General features: G+C 57.0%; 14 protein-coding genes. 6 read left to right on the plus strand and 8 right to left on the minus strand.

Annotated features, from left to right (window positions below; genetic code table 11):
* Complete coding sequence (locus tag AC13DE_RS17420; RefSeq protein ID WP_483048551.1) at positions 1–648, minus strand: pyrimidine 5'-nucleotidase; 648 nt, start codon at positions 646–648, stop codon at positions 1–3.
* Positions 649–747: 99 nt separating this feature from the next.
* On the opposite strand from AC13DE_RS17420, the gene AC13DE_RS17425 reads away from it, so the two are divergent.
* A complete protein-coding gene (locus AC13DE_RS17425) occupies positions 748–1,401 on the plus strand; it encodes a GntR family transcriptional regulator (RefSeq protein WP_446295646.1) in 654 nt (217 codons plus the stop codon).
* Here the strand turns inward: AC13DE_RS17425 and AC13DE_RS17430 are convergent.
* Together AC13DE_RS17430 and carA are read right to left on the minus strand one after the other, a co-directional pair.
* Complete coding sequence (locus AC13DE_RS17430) at positions 1,398–3,308, minus strand: glycosyltransferase (RefSeq protein WP_483048552.1); 1,911 nt, start codon at positions 3,306–3,308, stop codon at positions 1,398–1,400. The genes AC13DE_RS17425 and AC13DE_RS17430 overlap by 4 nt on opposite strands.
* A gap of 85 nt (positions 3,309–3,393) precedes the next feature.
* Positions 3,394–4,566 carry a glutamine-hydrolyzing carbamoyl-phosphate synthase small subunit gene (carA, locus tag AC13DE_RS17435; protein WP_483048553.1) on the minus strand — a complete coding sequence of 391 codons (1,173 nt, stop codon included), beginning with the start codon at positions 4,564–4,566 and terminating at the stop codon, positions 3,394–3,396.
* A gap of 196 nt (positions 4,567–4,762) precedes the next feature.
* Here carA and AC13DE_RS17440 point away from each other — a divergent pair, with 196 nt between their 5' ends.
* On the plus strand, positions 4,763–5,221 hold the full coding sequence (locus AC13DE_RS17440) for a GatB/YqeY domain-containing protein (RefSeq protein WP_446295643.1): 459 nt from the start codon (positions 4,763–4,765) through the stop codon (positions 5,219–5,221).
* Between the two features lie 3 nt (positions 5,222–5,224).
* Here the strand turns inward: AC13DE_RS17440 and AC13DE_RS17445 are convergent, their stop codons facing one another.
* From AC13DE_RS17445 to AC13DE_RS17460, 4 genes are all read right to left on the minus strand, one after another.
* Entirely contained in the window at positions 5,225–5,707 is a 483-nt protein-coding gene (locus tag AC13DE_RS17445) for a DUF2244 domain-containing protein (protein WP_483048554.1), read from the minus strand.
* Between the two features lie 91 nt (positions 5,708–5,798).
* Positions 5,799–9,239: a pyruvate carboxylase gene (locus tag AC13DE_RS17450; RefSeq protein WP_446295640.1), complete on the minus strand. Its 3,441-nt coding sequence runs from the start codon at positions 9,237–9,239 to the stop codon at positions 5,799–5,801.
* Between the two features lie 112 nt (positions 9,240–9,351).
* Positions 9,352–10,536, minus strand: a complete 1,185-nt coding sequence (locus AC13DE_RS17455; RefSeq protein WP_483048555.1) for an alpha-hydroxy acid oxidase — start codon at positions 10,534–10,536, stop codon at positions 9,352–9,354.
* 89 nt (positions 10,537–10,625) lie between these two features.
* Positions 10,626–11,351 carry a hypothetical protein gene (locus tag AC13DE_RS17460; protein ID WP_446313412.1) on the minus strand — a complete coding sequence of 242 codons (726 nt, stop codon included), beginning with the start codon at positions 11,349–11,351 and terminating at the stop codon, positions 10,626–10,628.
* A 199-nt stretch (positions 11,352–11,550) separates the two neighbouring features.
* Between AC13DE_RS17460 and AC13DE_RS17465 the strand changes: the two genes are divergently transcribed.
* Complete coding sequence (locus AC13DE_RS17465) at positions 11,551–13,974, plus strand: ATP-dependent helicase (RefSeq protein WP_483048556.1); 2,424 nt, start codon at positions 11,551–11,553, stop codon at positions 13,972–13,974.
* Positions 13,975–14,218: 244 nt separating this feature from the next.
* On the opposite strand, the gene AC13DE_RS17470 is transcribed toward AC13DE_RS17465, so the two are convergent.
* Positions 14,219–14,431 carry a DUF1127 domain-containing protein gene (locus AC13DE_RS17470; RefSeq protein WP_446295636.1) on the minus strand — a complete coding sequence of 71 codons (213 nt, stop codon included), beginning with the start codon at positions 14,429–14,431 and terminating at the stop codon, positions 14,219–14,221.
* A 527-nt stretch (positions 14,432–14,958) separates the two neighbouring features.
* On the opposite strand from AC13DE_RS17470, the gene AC13DE_RS17475 reads away from it, so the two are divergent.
* From AC13DE_RS17475 to mraZ, 3 genes are all read left to right on the plus strand, one after another.
* Entirely contained in the window at positions 14,959–16,029 is a 1,071-nt protein-coding gene (locus AC13DE_RS17475) for an Mrp/NBP35 family ATP-binding protein (protein WP_446295635.1), read from the plus strand.
* A 169-nt stretch (positions 16,030–16,198) separates the two neighbouring features.
* Positions 16,199–16,336 (plus strand): hypothetical protein, encoded by a 138-nt coding sequence (locus AC13DE_RS17480; protein WP_483048557.1) that lies wholly within the window; start codon positions 16,199–16,201, stop codon positions 16,334–16,336.
* A 681-nt stretch (positions 16,337–17,017) separates the two neighbouring features.
* Complete coding sequence (gene mraZ, locus AC13DE_RS17485; RefSeq protein ID WP_446295633.1) at positions 17,018–17,521, plus strand: division/cell wall cluster transcriptional repressor MraZ; 504 nt, start codon at positions 17,018–17,020, stop codon at positions 17,519–17,521.
* Positions 17,522–17,526: the final 5 nt, after the last annotated feature.

Consider the following 17,526-nt stretch of genomic DNA (forward strand, 5'->3'; position numbering starts at 1 on the left):
TTAGCCCGTGATCCGTTTAAGAAAAGTGCCAAGATCGTCGGTATGAAAATGAATGTGGTCGGCAGGGGCCGCAACGGGGGCGACATGGACCGTGCCCATACCCATTTCATGTGGTGCGATCAAATTGCGGGGGTCGTCCTCGAACATCACGGCACACGAAGGGTCCAGCGCATCCAAGGCAAACACCGTATCAAAAGCAGCGCGTTCAGGTTTAGGGAGGAAACCCGCATTTTCAACTCCATAAACTGCCTGAAACAGGCCATTGAGCCCACGAGCGGCGATGACACGTTCAGCATAACGCGCCGTCCCGTTGGTATAGACGATGCAGCGTCCGGGCAGGGCCTTGATCCGGGCGGCGAGATTCGGGTCAGGGACAAGTGCCTCGAACGAGATTTCGTGCACGTCGTGTAGATACGGCCCAGGGTCAAGATCATGTTCGCGCATCAGCCCGGCGAGTGTGGTGCCGTAGGTGTGCCAATAATGGGTGCGCAGATGGTTAGCGCGTGCCTGATCGACGCCAAGCGCTTCCATCACCCATCGCGTCATCCGTACCTCGATCTGGTCGAATAGTCGCGCTGACGGCGGGTATAGCGTATTGTCGAGGTCAAAAACCCAAGTGTTTACATGTGAAAAGGCTGACTGTGGCATGGCGCGTTGGTACGCTGGCTGTGACGCCAACGCAAGATCGTGGGCTTGCGCAAATTCCCGTCGTGGGTAAGGTGCTGTGATCCTTTTGAAAGTGAACTGATGACAGCCCCGCGACCCGGACCGACAGACGCATATACCATGATTTTGGATGCTATCGACGTAGGCACCTACCGCCCCGGTGACAGGTTGGTGGAAAGCGAATTGGCCGACCGGTTCGGAGTGTCACGGACCCCTATTCGCGAAGCGTTGCAGCGGCTAGAAACACAATCCTTGTTGTCGCGTGACGGGCGCAGCCTGATTGTCGCATCGTTGGACCACAATCAGATGGCGGAGCTATACGTGGTACGAGGAGAACTGGAGGGGTTGGCGGCCCGGCTCGCGGCGCGACATGCGACGGCCGAGGAAGTACGGGTTTTACGTGAGATGGTCGAGGAGGATGACGCGTTGCGCGATAATCCGGCAGCACTGGCACGAGCCAATCGACGGTTTCACAAGCAAATACACTTGGCATCCCACAACCGCTATCTGGTGCAGCAACTTGATCTTGTGCACCGGTCGATGGCCCTGATGGCGACATCTTCACTGGCCGTCCACGGGCGCGGTGCGATTGCACAGGATGAACATGACAACATCGTCAAGATGATCGAACAACGCAATGAAGACGGCGCTGATGAAGCGCTGAGGCTGCACATATCGGTCGCCTTCATGACCCGGCTCAAGCAGGACGCCGCACGTCGCAAGGAAGAAGGCTAGGGCAAAGACGTTGACGGTGTAGGCCCTGATACGCAAGGGGGCTGGCCCAATCCATGCTGGGTCTTGTCCCAGTAGAATGGTATTACGATAAACTCGTAAAGCGCTTTATACGCTGCAAAAGTGCCCAGTATAAAGTAAATCGGCAGCGTTACGGCCCACGGCAGCAGGTGGCGATGCTCGGTCCCTGAAACGGCCTTCAAGGCAATCGCGATATTGAGCAGTTCAGCGAAAACGAAAAAGCTGAACAGCCCCATCAAGACACCGGTGCCTAAGGTGGTTTCGATGGGGTGGACCATACCCGCAAATGTCAGGCAGAAAGACCACAGCAACGGCGCGGCGATGAACTGACTGAATGTAGCGAAAAACAGGGTCTGAATGCCTATGAACCGGATAACCCCCACCTCTTTGATCAGCCGTCGGGGGGCGCGCATATGTACACACCATGTGATCAAGAACCCCTTTAGCCAACGCGATCTTTGCTTGATCCAGGGCCACGCCCGGAAATTTGCCTCTTCGTAGGTGACGGTAGGCATCAAGGTGGTCTTGAAGCCGTGCCGCGCCAGCCTTACACCAAGGTCGGCATCCTCGGTGACGTTATGCGCATCCCATCCGCGAAGCTGTTCAAGAATGTCGCGGCGAAAAAACAAGGTGGTGCCCCCCAAAGGGATAACCATTCCCAACCGGGCAATGCCCGGCAGCACAACGCGCCACCACGCTGCGTATTCAATCGTGAAACAGCGCGAAATCCAGTTAGTACGGGCGTTATAATAATCAAGCACCCCCTGAACGCAGGCGACATCATCCGGCGCTTGGGCAAAATATTCGACGACGCGGTCGATCTGGTCGATTTCGGGCGCATCCTCGGCATCCCATACGCCGATGATAGTCCCGCTGCAAAAATCCAAGGCATAGTTCAGCGCGCGCGGCTTTGTGCGTAGACGTCCTGCCTGCGGCACCTCGATCACTTCGAACCATGAAGGTAACGTCGTACGCGCGATGGTATCGCGCGTCAGCGTGTCTCCTTCTTCGAGAACCAAGACGATTTGCAGCAAGGCCTTGGGATACCTGAGGCGCGAAAGCCGCGCAATCAGCGCGGTCGCTATTTCTTCTTCTTGAAACAGCGGCACCAGAACCGATACCTTTGGCAACCTTGACCGAGGTATATCGCCAAGCCGCGATCGTTTTTCCGGCGGGGCGGACAGAAACGTTTTTGCAAAAAAGGCGAGGCTCCGCAAAGTTACCGTCATGATGCTGGTTAGCAGTGCCCCCAGGATCAAAACGGTAAAGGTCCATGCGGGGTGCCACATTGCAAGGCTCGCCAATATAGCCAGAGTCATGATTGCCCACCCTGAACGATGATGGGATCGGCCCTGCCAAATGCGGCAGCTTTCATCCAAAGCGACTCTGGAGCCGGCACGGCATGCCAGTTCTTGCCCGTAAAGGGCCGATATCTGCTGGTTTATCTGGGATTTCCTGGCGACCACAGGCAGATAGCTGTTCCCCGCGCGAGCAAGGCGATCGACGACGTCGTCAAATCTGTCCGGCTGATCGGTGGCAACCAGAATGGTTTTTCCCAACTTGGACCACGGCACGACGCCAAATTTTAGACAGTCCAGCGCATTCATGTGGCTGGCCATGTCAGGCCTCGGCGGAGTTTCGTTCAAGTCAACCAGTTGTAGATGATGTTGAGCAGCAAGCGCCTGGGTAACGTCGTCTTCCGAGAGCAGGTGCCGGGCGATCAGAAGCTCACCCAGCGGCGCGTCACAGTACCGTTGTTCAGCCAATGCGCACAAAAGATCCGGTGGTTGAATGAAGCCCGCGTCAACCAACATGCGCCCGATAGGGACGCGGTTCTTATTCGTTCTCGCCGGTGTCGGGGCAGGGAATTCCAGACCAAGGTTGCTCAACTTCAGAACTCCTCCCTTTAGGGTGAGAACGAAGATGGCAAAAGGTGTTTAACCGAAGCTTAACGACCGATAAAGGAGGCGCGCGTCACCCCGCCGACTGGGTGGCGCGTTCTGCCATCGCGGAAGCAAAACGTTCAAACAGGTAAAAACTGTCCTGAGGGCCGGGGCTTGCTTCGGGGTGGTGTTGAACGGACCAAACGGGACGACCCTCCATGCGGATACCGCAGTTCGACCCGTCAAACAAAGAGCGATGGGTTTCCACCACGCCGGAAGGAAGCGTTTGCGCGTCGACGGCAAACCCGTGGTTCATCGATGTGATCTCGACCTTGCCAGTCTCCATGTCCTTGACCGGATGGTTGGCCCCGTGGTGGCCGTGGCTCATCTTGACCGTTCGGCCCCCCAAAGCGAGGGCAAGCATCTGGTGGCCCAGGCAGATCCCGAACACGGGCAGATCGGTCTTTTCGATCACTTCCTTGATCATGGGCACGGCGTAAACGCCCGTCGCGGCCGGATCACCCGGTCCGTTGGACAGGAAAACGCCATCAGGCTTATTGGCCATGATGTCTTCGTAGGTGGCCGTCGCCGGTAGCACGGTCACATCACATCCCGCCGATGCCAGACAGCGCAGGATGTTGCGCTTGGCACCGTAATCGATTGCAACAACCTTGTGCGCAGCATTGGTCTGGGCCGGGTACCCGTCGGGCCATGCCCATCGCATCTCGTTCCAGCGATAGGATTGCTTGCAGCTTACATCCTTGGCCAGATCCATTCCTTCGAGCCCGGCGAAACGGCGTGCCGCGGCAACCAGCGCTTCGGCGTCAATATTGCCATCGGGCGCGTGGACAAGCGCCGCGTGAGGTGCGCCTTGCTGGCGAATGGCGCGGGTCAGACGGCGGGTATCGATACCGCCAATGGCGATACGGCCACGCGCGGCCAACCAGTCGGCCAAGGGCTGGATAGTGCGCCAGTTGCTGGGGTCGGTGGGCATCCACTTCACGACCATACCAGCGGCGACCGGATCACCGGTTTCGTCGTCATCAAGGTTGGTGCCGGTGTTGCCGATATGCGGGAAAGTAAAGGTCACGATCTGGCCGGCATATGACGGGTCAGTCATGATTTCCTGATATCCGGTCATCGCTGTATTGAAGCAAAGCTCGGCCACGGTTTGCCCGGTTGCACCAAACCCTGTGCCGTAAAAAAGCGATCCGTCCGCAAGAGCCAGGCAGGCGGTCGGACGAGAAGATGTAGACACGGTCATGGGAGGGCCTCCAGTGGCAGAGATGTGGAGCTAAACGGGGGCAACCTAAAGCCGAGAGTAAGCGGGGTCAATACCATGTGAAAAATGAAATATGCAGGTAAATCAGTTGGTTGCAATGTTTCCGCGGGATTGCCTGTAGCCGTCAAACGCTCTATATTGCGCGGTTCAATACCCTTGGGGTCGAAGGATGATGGCAATGGAACTGCGCACACGCATTACGGACGCATTAAAACAAGCGATGAAAGACAAGGCAGCCGCAAGGTTGTCTACGCTGCGCCTGATCAATGCGGCGATCAAGGACAAGGATATCGCTGCGCGGGCTGACGGTGGCGATGACGGGGTAGGCGATGCCGAAGTTCTCGCGATTCTCGGCAAAATGTCCAAACAGCGAATGGAATCAGTGCGCGCCTACGAAGAAGGTGGTCGGCTGGATCTGGCCGACCGTGAACGTGACGAAATCAAGGTGATCGAAGAATTTCTGCCCCGTCAGTTGACAGAAGAAGAGAGCGCCAAAGCGGTGGATGATGCCATTGCCGAAGTCGGCGCGTCTTCGATCCGGGATATGGGCAAGGTCATCGGCCTTCTCAAGGCAAAATATACCGGCCAGATGGATTTCGGCAGCGTTGGCCCAAAGGTCAAAGACCGCCTGAGCTAGGGCCTAGCGCAGCAGCGACCGGTTCAGTTCATCAAACAACGCCTTGCGTTCGTCTTCGCTCAGAAATTTTCCGATTTCAACTTCGCGGCCTTTGCCGCGCAAGGTAATGTAAAAAGGCACTGGCCCGCCTTTTTCGTACCGGGTGACAATTGTCCAGTACCGATTACATTCCCATTCCTTTACTTCGCCCTTGGCGGTTGTGTGGATCAGGTGCGCTGTGTCGGGGGATAATGTGAGCACTTCCTCGATTTGCCGGGCCTTATAATTCGATTGCAGTGCGAAATATACACCAGCGAGTGCGGCCATCGCAAAAGGCAGCAGACCCCACAGGACAGGCGTCCCCAGCAGCGCCACGGTCGGGATCAGAATAAAGGCAAATGTCGTCAGGATGAACGCTGCAAACCCTTTGGCAGGCAGGGATTGGTGGGGCCATAGCCGCAGTTCTTGCGTCGGTGCCGTAGGTGGCGTTTTCCATTGATAAGGCATAATTGCGTCCGCACGGCAGCTAGTCGCCGTGAATGTAGCCCGAGAAAAGGGTCAGACAACGCAAATAAATGTGTCTGACCCCGTGGACCCGTTATTCAAGCTCGACCAGCAAGTCCTTGGCGTCAATCTGGCCGCCGGGACTGACGTGCACCGCTTTCACCACTGCGTCACGGTCCGCATGAATGCCGGTTTCCATTTTCATGGCTTCAATCGTCAGCAAAAGATCGCCTGCCTTCACCTTTTGACCGGCTTTCGTGCCAACGGATGCTACGACACCGGGCATCGGGGCACCGATATGGTTGGCGTTCCCGTTTTCGGCCTTTGGTCTTTGTGCCGTGGTGGCTTTGACCAACCGGTTGGGCACCCGCACGACGCGAGGCTGGCCGTTCAGTTCAAAGAATACTTTGACTTCACCATCTTCGTTGGTCTCGCTCAGGGCCTGCAACCTGATCTCGAGCGTTTTGCCCGGGTCAATTTCTGCGGTGATCTCTTCGCCCGGTTCCATGCCGTAGAAGAACGTACGCGTGGGCAATACGCGAACAGGGCCATAGCTGCGATGCCGCCCCATATAATCGAGGAAAACCTTGGGGTACATCATGTACCCTGACAGGTCATCATCCTCGATATCGACTCCTTCAAGCTGGTCGCTGAGCTCTTTGCGAGCGGCTTCGAGATCAACAGGTGGCAAATGTGCTCCCGGGCGTTGCGTGTTAGGTTGTTCGCCCTTGAGAACTTTGTTGACGATGCCCGCGGGGAAGCCTCCTGGGGGTTGCCCAAGGTTGCCGCGCATCATGTCTATCACGCTGTCAGGAAACGACATTTCCGCCTTGGGATCTTCGACCTGCTCTCTGGTAAGCCCCTGGGACACCATCATCAGGGCCATATCGCCCACCACTTTGGAAGACGGCGTAACCTTGACGATATCGCCGAACATCTGGTTCACGTCGGCATAGGTCCGCGCAACTTCCGGCCACCGATCTTCCAGCCCCATCGACGCCGCCTGCGCCTTCAGGTTGGTGAACTGACCTCCGGGCATTTCGTGCAGATAAACCTCGGACGAGGGCGCCTGCATGCCCGTTTCAAACGCCGCATATTCGTTACGGACCTCTTCCCAGTAGTTCGATATCTCGCGCACCGCGTCCATCGAAATACCGGTATCGCGATCCGTGTGCTTTAGCGCCTCGACAACCGACCCCAGCGTTGCTTGGGATGTGTTGCCCGACAGTGCGTCCATCGCGCAGTCAACCGCGTCCACCCCGGCCTCGGAAGCCGCCATGATCGTGGCGACGGCGACGCCTGCGGTATCGTGGGTGTGGAAATGGATCGGAAGGCCGACTTCAGATTTCAGTGCCTTGATCAGCGCTTTTGCGGCGTTCGGCTTCAGCAGGCCAGCCATGTCCTTCAGACCCAGTACATGGGCCCCGGCGGATTTCAGTTCCTTACCCATCGCGACGTAATACTTCAGATCGTATTTGGCCCGATCAGGGTCGAAGATGTCGCCGGTATAGCATACGGTACCTTCGCAAATCTTGCCGTTCTCGATCACCGCATCCATCGCGACCCGCATGTTTTCGACCCAGTTGAGGCTGTCAAAGACGCGGAACACATCGACGCCTTCGGTCGCGGCGACACGGACAAATTCCTGCACAACGTTGTCAGGGTAATTGGTGTAGCCGACGCCGTTGGATCCGCGTAACAGCATCTGGGTCATCACATTCGGTAGTGCCGCGCGCAGGTCGCGCAGTCGTTGCCACGGGCATTCCTGCAAGAACCGATACGCTACGTCGAATGTGGCACCGCCCCAACACTCCATTGAGAAAAGCTGTGGCATGTTGGCGGCATAGGCCGGGGCGACCTTGATCATGTCGTGGCTGCGCATGCGCGTTGCCAACAAAGATTGATGCCCGTCGCGCATGGTGGTATCGGTGATCAGCAGCTGTCGCTGTTGACCCATCCAGTCTGCGACCGCTTGCGGCCCTTTTTGTTCCAGAAGATTGCGCGTTCCCATCCGGGGTTCTGCCTTGGCGGTTGGGGGCAGCGGCGCACGCACGGAAGCGGCCGGGCGTTCAAAACCTTTGGTTTCGGGATGACCGTTTACAGTAATGTCGGCAATATAGGTCAGGACCTTGGTTGCACGGTCTCGGCGTTTCTCGAAGGTAAACAGTTCCGGTGTCTGGTCGATGAACTTGGTGTGGTAGGTATTGTTTAAAAAGGTGGGATGTTTCAGCAGGTTTTCGACAAAGGCGATATTGGTCGAAACGCCCCGGATCCGGAATTCGCGCAGCGCGCGGTCCATGCGCGCGATTGCGGCCTCTGGGGTTTGGGCCTTTGCGGTGACCTTGACCAAGAGGCTGTCATAGTAACGCGTAATCACGCCCCCCGAATAGGCGGTGCCACCGTCAAGACGGATGCCCATGCCCGTTGCCTCGCGAAAAGCGGTGATCCGGCCATAATCAGGAATAAAGTTGTTTTGCGGGTCCTCGGTAGTGATCCGGGTTTGCAATGCGTGGCCGTTCAACTGCACATCGGCCTGGCTGGCTTTGCCGGTCGCCTGGGCGATGGTCTTGCCTTCGGCAATCAGGATCTGGGCCTGGACGATGTCGATGCCGGTGACTTCTTCGGTTACGGTATGTTCGACCTGAACGCGGGGGTTGACTTCGATGAAGTAAAATTTGCCGTCTTCCATATCCATCAGGAATTCGACCGTACCGGCACATTCGTAATTCACATGCGCGCAGATCTTGCGGCCAAGCTCGCAAATCTCAGCGCGTTGTTCGTCAGTGAGATACGGTGCCGGGGCCCGTTCCACCACCTTTTGGTTGCGCCTTTGCACCGAACAGTCACGCTCGAACAAATGGTAGATTTCACCATAGGCGTCACCGAGAATCTGAACCTCTACGTGACGGGCCTTCAGGATCATCTTCTCAAGATACCCCTCACCATTGCCAAAGGCTGCTTCGGCCTCGCGGCGGCCTTCGAGCACTTTTTCCTGAAGCTCGTTTTCATTTTCGATCGGGCGCATGCCGCGGCCCCCACCGCCCCACGACGCCTTGAGCATCAACGGATAGCCGATCTCGGCGGCCTGCTTGCGTATAACGTTCATGTCCTCGCCCAGAACTTCGGTGGCGGGGATGACGGGCACGCCGGCTTCGATGGCGACGCGGCGCGCGCTGGCCTTGTCGCCCAAGGCGCGCATTGTTTCGGCGCGCGGACCGATGAAGGCAATGCCGTTTTGTTCACATGCATCGACGAAATCGGGGTTTTCCGACAGCAAGCCATAACCCGGATGAATGGCATCGGCACCCGAAGCCTTGGCAACGCGAATGATTTCGTCGATGCTGAGATATGCCGCGACCGGACCAAGCCCCGCACCAATGCGGTACGCTTCGTCAGCTTTGAAGCGATGCAGGCCCAGCTTGTCTTCTTCCGCAAAGACGGCAACCGTTTTTTTGCCCATCTCATTTGCTGCCCGCATGATACGAATGGCGATTTCGCCGCGGTTTGCGATGAGGATTTTATTGAAGTCGGTCATTATCGGGCCTCGCTGTTTGGCAAGTTATCGGTCTGGTGCTGTATGAACGGTGGCGTTGTCGCTGCGCTGCGGCATTGTTGCGTTGGTTTGATAGGGTGTGCAAGCAGAGAATTTAACCCTCCGGGGGGGATTTTTTACCATTTGGAAGATCAAGGCGGGCAAAGGTAGGGATGGAGCGCGTAAGGTCTTTTAATTGGCGGGTTCCGAGTTGGCCCATATTCGCGAGCAGATCTTTCTTCAGGACATCGATGAGATGATCGATTCCCTTAGGACCCAGAGCTGCCAGAGCGTAGTGAAAGCCGCGGCCAAGCATCACGAAATCCGCGCCAAGGGCCAGCGCGCGCAACATATCAAGGCCTGTTTCGATGCCACTGTCGAAGATGATTGGCAGCGACGTCACGGCACGGATCGGGGCCAGCATGTCCACTGCGGCCGGAGCCGCGTCAAACTGGCGGCCTGCGTGGTTTGAGACCCAGATGGCATCAGCCCCGAGCCGGTCCAGACGGGCGGCATCTTCAGGACGTAACACGCCTTTTACGATGAAAGGCCCATCCCAGGCGTCGCGAAGCCAGTTCACATAGTCCCAATCCGGCGAAGTGCGGAGCAGATAACCGACGTGAGCTGTTGAAGACAGGTTTTGCGTGGTGACTCCAACGTAACTGTCGAGCATGCGCATGTGCGGCATCCCGCGCCGTGCCATGGCCATAGACCAGGCGGGTCGCATTGCGGACTGGGCCAAAAGGCGCGGAGACAGGCGCGGTGGGTTGGTCAGCCCGGAGCGCGTTTGGCGTTCTCGTCGGCTGGCGACAGGGACATCCACCGTCAGGATGAGGCCCTTGAACCCGGATGCGCGGGCGCGTCGCAGCATATCGGCGCGAATTTCGGGATCTCGCGGCGGATACATCTGAAACCACGCGTTCTTGCCAAGATGGGGGGCAAGGTCTTCGGGGCTTTGGCTGGCCACTGTCGACAGGCAGTAGGGGATACCGTGCCGGGCCGCCGACCGCGCCAGATGCCCTTCGGCATCGGGCCAGATCAGCCCGGACATTCCGACAGGTGCGACACCAAAGGGCAGGGGGATCCGGTCGTTGAAAAGCGTTACGGAGGTATCAGGGTCAAATTCCCCATGCAGGATCGAGGGCATCAGACCGATGCGGTCCAGCGCGGCACGGTTCAGTCTTTGCGTCGCCTGCGTTCCGGTTGCGCTGTCAAGATATTCCCATACAAATTTTGGAATGCGCCTTTTGGCGCGGTCGCGCAGATCTGATAGTGCAGGGTAGGTGGTGTGCAAATCCATTGAAGCACTTGTGCAGGGCACAGCGGAATTGTCCAGCCTGATCCGGATGTGGGAAGGGGCTGGACGGGAGCATTTCCCTTGGGGCCTGATCAAGCTTTGACATTGACCTGGGACGGATCAAACATATCCATGATCGCCGACATCGCTTTTTCCACTTCGCTGGGCGATTGCGCCGTATCGGTATCACCGATTTGGTCAAACGTGCGTTCCGCCGATGTTCTCAATCGGTCGTCCGCAGTGCTGCGCAGGTGCTGCATGGAACTGGCGACTGATCGACACAGCCCGGAAAGCGCCTGCATGGTTGCAGAAAGCTGCGCGTTCGGGATCGCGCCCTGATCATATGCGTCGAGAACCTGGATGATCTGGTCCAGTTTCCAGCCCGAAAACGATGAATAATAGCGTACGTCCTGAAACGCCGCGATATCAAGCGCATCGCGGTAAACTTTAGAAAACCGCGTCGCGCTACCGACCACGCGATGTTCACCGTTGTTTGTGAGGACGTGATGGAGCGTTGTTTCCCAAGCGAGCCGACCGCAGGGCAGATCCAGGGTTTCGCGGTAGCGCAGGGGGGGCGCTTGTTCCACACAAAGGGCATATCGAGATTGTATTCGTTTAGCTTGGGCCCGCGGAAAAATTCTTTCCAGCGGTTTCAGGACGATATCCTGCATCGCAACGCCGGTTTGGCGCTCGCAGGCAAGGTTGAGCGCGAGAAATTCAAATTCCCCCGACATTTCAGAACGTTGTGCAACGAAAATTGGCAAATCGAACCTGTCAATCTGATTTCGTAGCACACCTATGTCATTACTTCTAAACATTCTCTTAGCTCCAGAATGTTTAGAGTTTGTAAAAAAAAGAGTTACCAAAATATTAACTGGTCTGGGGAATTTGGGTCTGACCGGTTATCGAGGTTCCGTATCAGTCGATCACATCACACCGTTTGCGAATGCAGGGTTTTAAGAGAACATTTTGCGAACGTATCTTTTATTCGCGGTAAAGGCGGGCTAGATTGGCAGCATGAATGATTTCGACGAACTAGACGCCTTCGAGGGCGCTTCGCTGTCGGCGCGTGCCATGGCAGTGCGGCCACAACCCTATCTTGACGGGCTCAACCCAGCGCAGCGGGCGGCGGTGGAAAAAATGGACGGTCCGGTGCTGATGTTGGCCGGTGCCGGCACCGGCAAGACCAAGGCCCTGACGGCACGCATCGTTCATTTAATGAATACTGGCCGGGCCCGCCCGAACGAGATACTGGCCGTTACCTTCACCAATAAAGCGGCGCGCGAGATGAAAAGCCGGGTCGGTCAGATGTTGGGGCAAAATATTGAAGGGATGCCGTGGCTTGGGACGTTTCATGCGATCTGCGTCAAACTATTGCGCCGTCATGCCGAACTGGTTGGGCTCAAGTCGAACTTCACCATCCTTGATACGGATGACCAGTTGCGGTTGCTCAAGCAATTGGTGCAGGCCGAAGGGATAGACGACAAGCGGTGGCCGGCACGGATGCTGGCGGGGCTTATCGACGGCTGGAAGAATCGCGCCTTGACCCCCGAAAAGGTGCCAGCCGCGGATGCGGGGGCCTATAACCATCGGGGCAGCGAAATCTATGCGCAGTATCAGGCTCGCCTGAAAGAGCTGAACGCCACCGATTTCGGCGATCTGCTGCTGCATATGATAACGATTTTCCAGAACAATCAGGATGTGTTGCAGCAGTATCAACGCTGGTTCAAATACATTCTGGTGGACGAATACCAAGATACCAATGTCGCCCAATACATGTGGTTGCGTCTGCTGGCGTCGGGGCACCGGAATATCTGCTGCGTGGGCGACGACGACCAGTCGATCTATGGATGGCGCGGGGCCGAGGTCGGGAACATACTGCGGTTCGAGAAGGATTTCCCCGGCTCGCATGTGGTCCGTCTGGAGCAGAACTATCGGTCGACCCCGCATATTCTGGCCGCTGCTTCCGGGGTTATCGCTGGAAACGAGGGTCGATTGGGTAAAACCCTATGGACCGAGGCACAGGAAGGCGAAAAAATCCGCTTGATCGGCCATTGGGACGGCGAAGAGGAAGCCCGCTGGATCGGGGATGAAATTGAAGCCATGCAGCGCGGGACTCGCGATCTGCGACAGTATTCGCTGGATGATATGGCAATCTTGGTGCGGGCATCGCACCAGATGCGCGCGTTCGAAGACCGGTTTTTGACGATCGGTTTGCCCTACCGGGTAATCGGGGGCCCGCGGTTTTACGAACGCATGGAGATTCGCGATGCGATGGCGTATTTTCGTGTCGTGACATCGCCCGATGACGATCTTGCCTTTGAAAGGATCGTCAACACTCCAAAACGTGGACTGGGTGATAAAGCCCAGCAGAACATTCAAAAGACCGCGCGCGCACATGGCGTGAATCTGGTCGATGGTGCGCGGATCCTGTTGGCCGATGGGGGAATCAGCGGCAAGGGGGCAGCGCAGCTGCGGTTGCTTATCGACGGAATCGAGCGGTGGGGCCAGATGGTGAAGGGGCGGCCGCTTCGGCAGCTTGAGTCTGACGACGACGTGCTGGAACAAGCCGACTTTGACGACAATGGTCCGGCTCAGGCGGCACCCGAGATAAGTCATGTTGAACTGGCGCAGATCATCCTGGATGAAAGCGGCTATACGGGATATTGGCAAAACGACAAGACGCCAGAGGCTCCGGGACGGTTGGAGAACCTCAAGGAGCTTGTGAAGGCGCTGGAGCAGTTCGAGAATCTGCAAGGTTTTCTGGAACACGTCAGTCTGATCATGGACAACGAAACGGACGACAGCGGTGCCAAAGTGTCGATCATGACGCTGCACGCGTCCAAGGGGTTGGAATTTCCGGCGGTTTTCCTGCCGGGCTGGGAAGATGGGCTGTTCCCCTCTCAACGCTCAATGGATGAATCCGGCCTCAAGGGGTTGGAGGAAGAGCGCCGACTGGCCTATGTGGGCATCACCCGGGCTGAAGAAATCTGTACCATATCTTTTGCGGCCAACCGACGGGTTTTCGGGCAATGGCAAAGTGCGATGCCGTCCCGGTTCATTGATGAGCTTCCCGAGAAACATGTGGATGTCCTGACGCCGCCCGGTTTGTACGGCGGGGGCTATGGGGCAGCGGTCCCGACCTCGCACCTGCATGAAAAGGCAGCCGAGGCGAATGTCTATAATTCGCCAGGATGGCGACGGCTGCAAAGCCGCAGCAATGCGCGCGGAATGAGCCAACCTGCCGAAGCGCGCAATGTAACGATAGATATGGCCGCGGTCAGCAGCTTTACCATTGGAGAGCGGGTCTTTCATCAGAAGTTTGGCTACGGTGTCATTGCCGGGATCGAGGGAGACAAGCTTGAGATCGAGTTCGACAAGGCTGGTAGCAAAAAGGTGGTGTCACGGTTCGTCACCGGAGCCGATGACGTACCTTTCTAGATAGATACGGGTCGGCATCGCCGGCCCCCAGCCCGGATTAAAGCGATATCCCACATATTAAAAACAAGAACGGCGGTGCTTTGGGAGGAAAGCACCGCCGTCTTTATCGACGTCCCCACTCCGATCGGGAGGAAAGGGGGGAGGGGACGTTTATGAAGGCCGCCGGTCTCAGGGAGGAGGAGGAGACCCGAAGCCTTCGTCAGGCACACAACAGGGAGGGTGCGTGTGCCCGATCCGTGATTAGTTAAGCAGCGTTGCGACCGGTTTCCAGTGCGACACTGCGGATTTGTGAGCGGCTGATCCCGAGATCGGCCAGGTCGCGGTTCGACAATGAGCTCAGCTCGTTGAACGTGGCGCGGTATACCCGGCGCTGTTTGCGACGCGCTTCAAATGTGGATGCCAGCGCTGCCAAGCGGTCAGCAAAGGAAGGAGCAGTTGTTGCGTTTAAGAATGCCATGTCAAGCACCTCGCTTTCAGTTTCGTTATTGTTCGCAATCGTTCGTGTTGTGTTGAATATGTATGATTATGCTGCAAGTGCACAACCAATAGATCGGCAATGCTGCTATGCAGCAAATGCATAGGGAAAGTTGACGTAACGTCCTGTTATCACCGGAAACTTCGGCACATGATATCGCGGTGCCGCCGGTGCCTACAAAATGATATGCTGATGAAAAAAGGGCGACGATACCAGGGAGGAGGAAGGGTATCGCCGCCTAATACAGTTACACTCGGGAGGAGGATGAATGTAACTGGTCTTTCTATTGGTCCGCGCCTTGCGCTTTCCTGAACCCTTTCTGACCCATTTGCTGCGTTTGCACAATTACAAAATGCGCAATGCTGCCATGCAGCGAAAACATACGAAGACTGATGAATATTTGTGCGAATTTTTTGGCCAATGCTGTTCATCTGGTCAGAACTGGGACGGCCCCTTGTGATTTGCCCAAAAACTGCCATGTCAGACATGAACGAAAGAGGAAAAGCGCCATGCCGATCACCAGGTCAGAAGTCGAATCCGCCTTGGCGCGCGTGATGTTGCCGGATGGAAAATCAATTCTGGCGCATGATTTGATTCGAGCGTTGACGATCGAGGGCGATGTGGTGCGTTTCGTGATCGAGGCACCGAATGCTCAGATGGCGGCACAGATGGCCCCCCTGCGCGATGCTGCTGAAAAGGTGGTGCAAGATCTCGAAGGCGTGGCTTCTGTCACCGCGGCTCTTACTGCACACGGACCGGCCCCTAAAACAGCGGCCCCCAGCCTGAAGATCGGCGGTCACCCTAAACCGCAGGCCGGGCCGACCAAGCCTTCCGGCGTTCAGCGTATTCTGGCGATCGGGTCGGGCAAGGGCGGGGTGGGGAAATCCACCGTCAGCTCCAACCTTGCTGTCGCGCTTGCGCGGGCGGGGCGCAAGGTCGGTCTGTTGGACGCGGATATATACGGCCCAAGCCAGCCGCGTATGATGGGGGTGAACAAGCGCCCTGCGTCGCCGGATGGTAAAACCATCATTCCGCTGCACGCCCACGGTGTTACGCTGATGTCGATTGGTTTCATGATGGAGGAGGGCAAGGCGGTGGTCTGGCGCGGCCCCATGCTTATGGGGGCCTTGCAGCAGATGCTTGGTCAGGTCGAGTGGGGCGAGCTTGACGTGTTGCTTGTCGACTTGCCGCCCGGAACCGGCGATGTCCAGCTTACCTTGTGTACCAAGTCCGAGCTTTCCGGGGCGATTGTGGTGTCCACGCCCCAGGACGTCGCGCTGATCGACGCGCGCAAAGCCATAGACATGTTCAACACACTAAAGACACCGGTATTGGGGCTGATCGAAAACATGTCGCTTTTCGTTTGTCCTGATTGCGGATCTGAACACCAGATCTTCGGTCATGGTGGCGTGGCTGCCGAGTCGGCAAAGATCGGCGTTCCCTTGCTGGGCAGTCTGCCAATTGATCTTGAGACACGTCTGGCAGGTGATGAAGGGACTCCGATCGCGGCAGGTGACGGCCCAATGGCCCAGGCCTATGCGAAGATTGCACAGGGCCTGATCGACGGCGGTATGGCCTAGGGTGTGAGCCGATGCCGATGTGTGACGCGTTCCGGCGTCGCCCCGCTATATTCGTCGTCTGCCAATTAGCACTTCTGCCAGTGATTATGATCTCGGTACTAGTGGCCCCGTCGGCGGCCGGGCCATGATTGACCAACCGCGCATCTTGCCGGGGGATGATCTGCTGTAAATGACCACGCGCTCAAGCGTCGTGGGCAAGCACCTTTGGGCCCGCGTCGCGACCAGCCGCAATATCGTGGCCCGGGGCGTGAGCATTAGATGCATCCCCGACCATTCCTTCGTTACGGTGTTGCGGCACGAAGCGTGACCAAGCCCTAGCTGGTGGCGAGCGGGTTGGCGTGGGCTTCATGGGATTTCATGGGATACGAAGAAACCGTCTCGGTCACCGAATGAAGATGATTCGGCTAATTTTAGCCGATTAATGGGTTTTACCCTTGAAACTTGTTGCAATTAGCAGGTGCCTTATGGAACAAGCCAAGAACACCCCTTGTGGATAACTGTGTGGATTCTTTTTTTACGGGAAACCGTGGGAAATTTGTCCCAGTTTCGGAATCGTCTACATGATGTGCGTTTGGTTGATATTGGAACTATATGTGCGAAGTCTTTGGTATCTAACCTCGCTAGATGTTGTTTTTTTAACCTGTGCAAAACCAAATCCGGTGTCCTGAAGCGAAAAAAACTATGGACGCCCATGAATTCCCATGGCATCCCTAGTGCATCGGATGAGAACGAGACACGGGGCACCAAACGACCCCAAGACCAAATAAAAACTCTAGCAGGTTCATACAGGCACCTCGCTTTCATCAGACCACGAGATCCGGCGCGCGAGCGAGCAGACATCCCCCCAGGTGGCGCGCGCAGTCGGACTTCCCCGCCAAGGCGGGACGGGCGGCGGGTTGATCAGTGGCAGCAGATCAACCCGCCGTTTTTACTTCCACCACAGGGGCAACGATTTAAGGCGCGCATGCGTCACAGGCAGGGATAGTACGTGAGCCGCAGGTTCAGAGGCGAAGGCCAACACAAAGTCGATACGAAGGGGCGGGTGTCTATCCCAGCCTCTTTTCGGCGTGTGTTGGAAGCCAATGACCCGAACTGGCAAAACGGAGGCACACCCGAGCTGGTGATTGTGTACGGCGATAGCCGCCGCAACTATCTGGAATGTTACACGATGCGCGCGATCGAAGAGGTCGATGACAAGATCGATGCCCTGCCGCGCGGATCGATGGAACGCAAGATGCTCCAGCGTCTGTTCCACGGTCAATCGTTTCCAACGTCGGTAGACGAGACAGGACGCCTGGTGCTGCCTGCCAAACTGCGCAACAAGATCGACCTGGACGCGGAGGCATTTTTTATCGCGGCTGGCGATACCTTCCAAATCTGGAAACCGGAAACCTACGAGACCGAGGAAAAGGCGCGCGAAGAGGAATGGCTGGACGACCTGCCAGAAGACTTTGACCCGCTGATTTTCCTGGACCGCAAGCCGGAGTCGTAAGGGTC

This window comes from Sulfitobacter sp. L-8 (assembly GCF_056859255.1).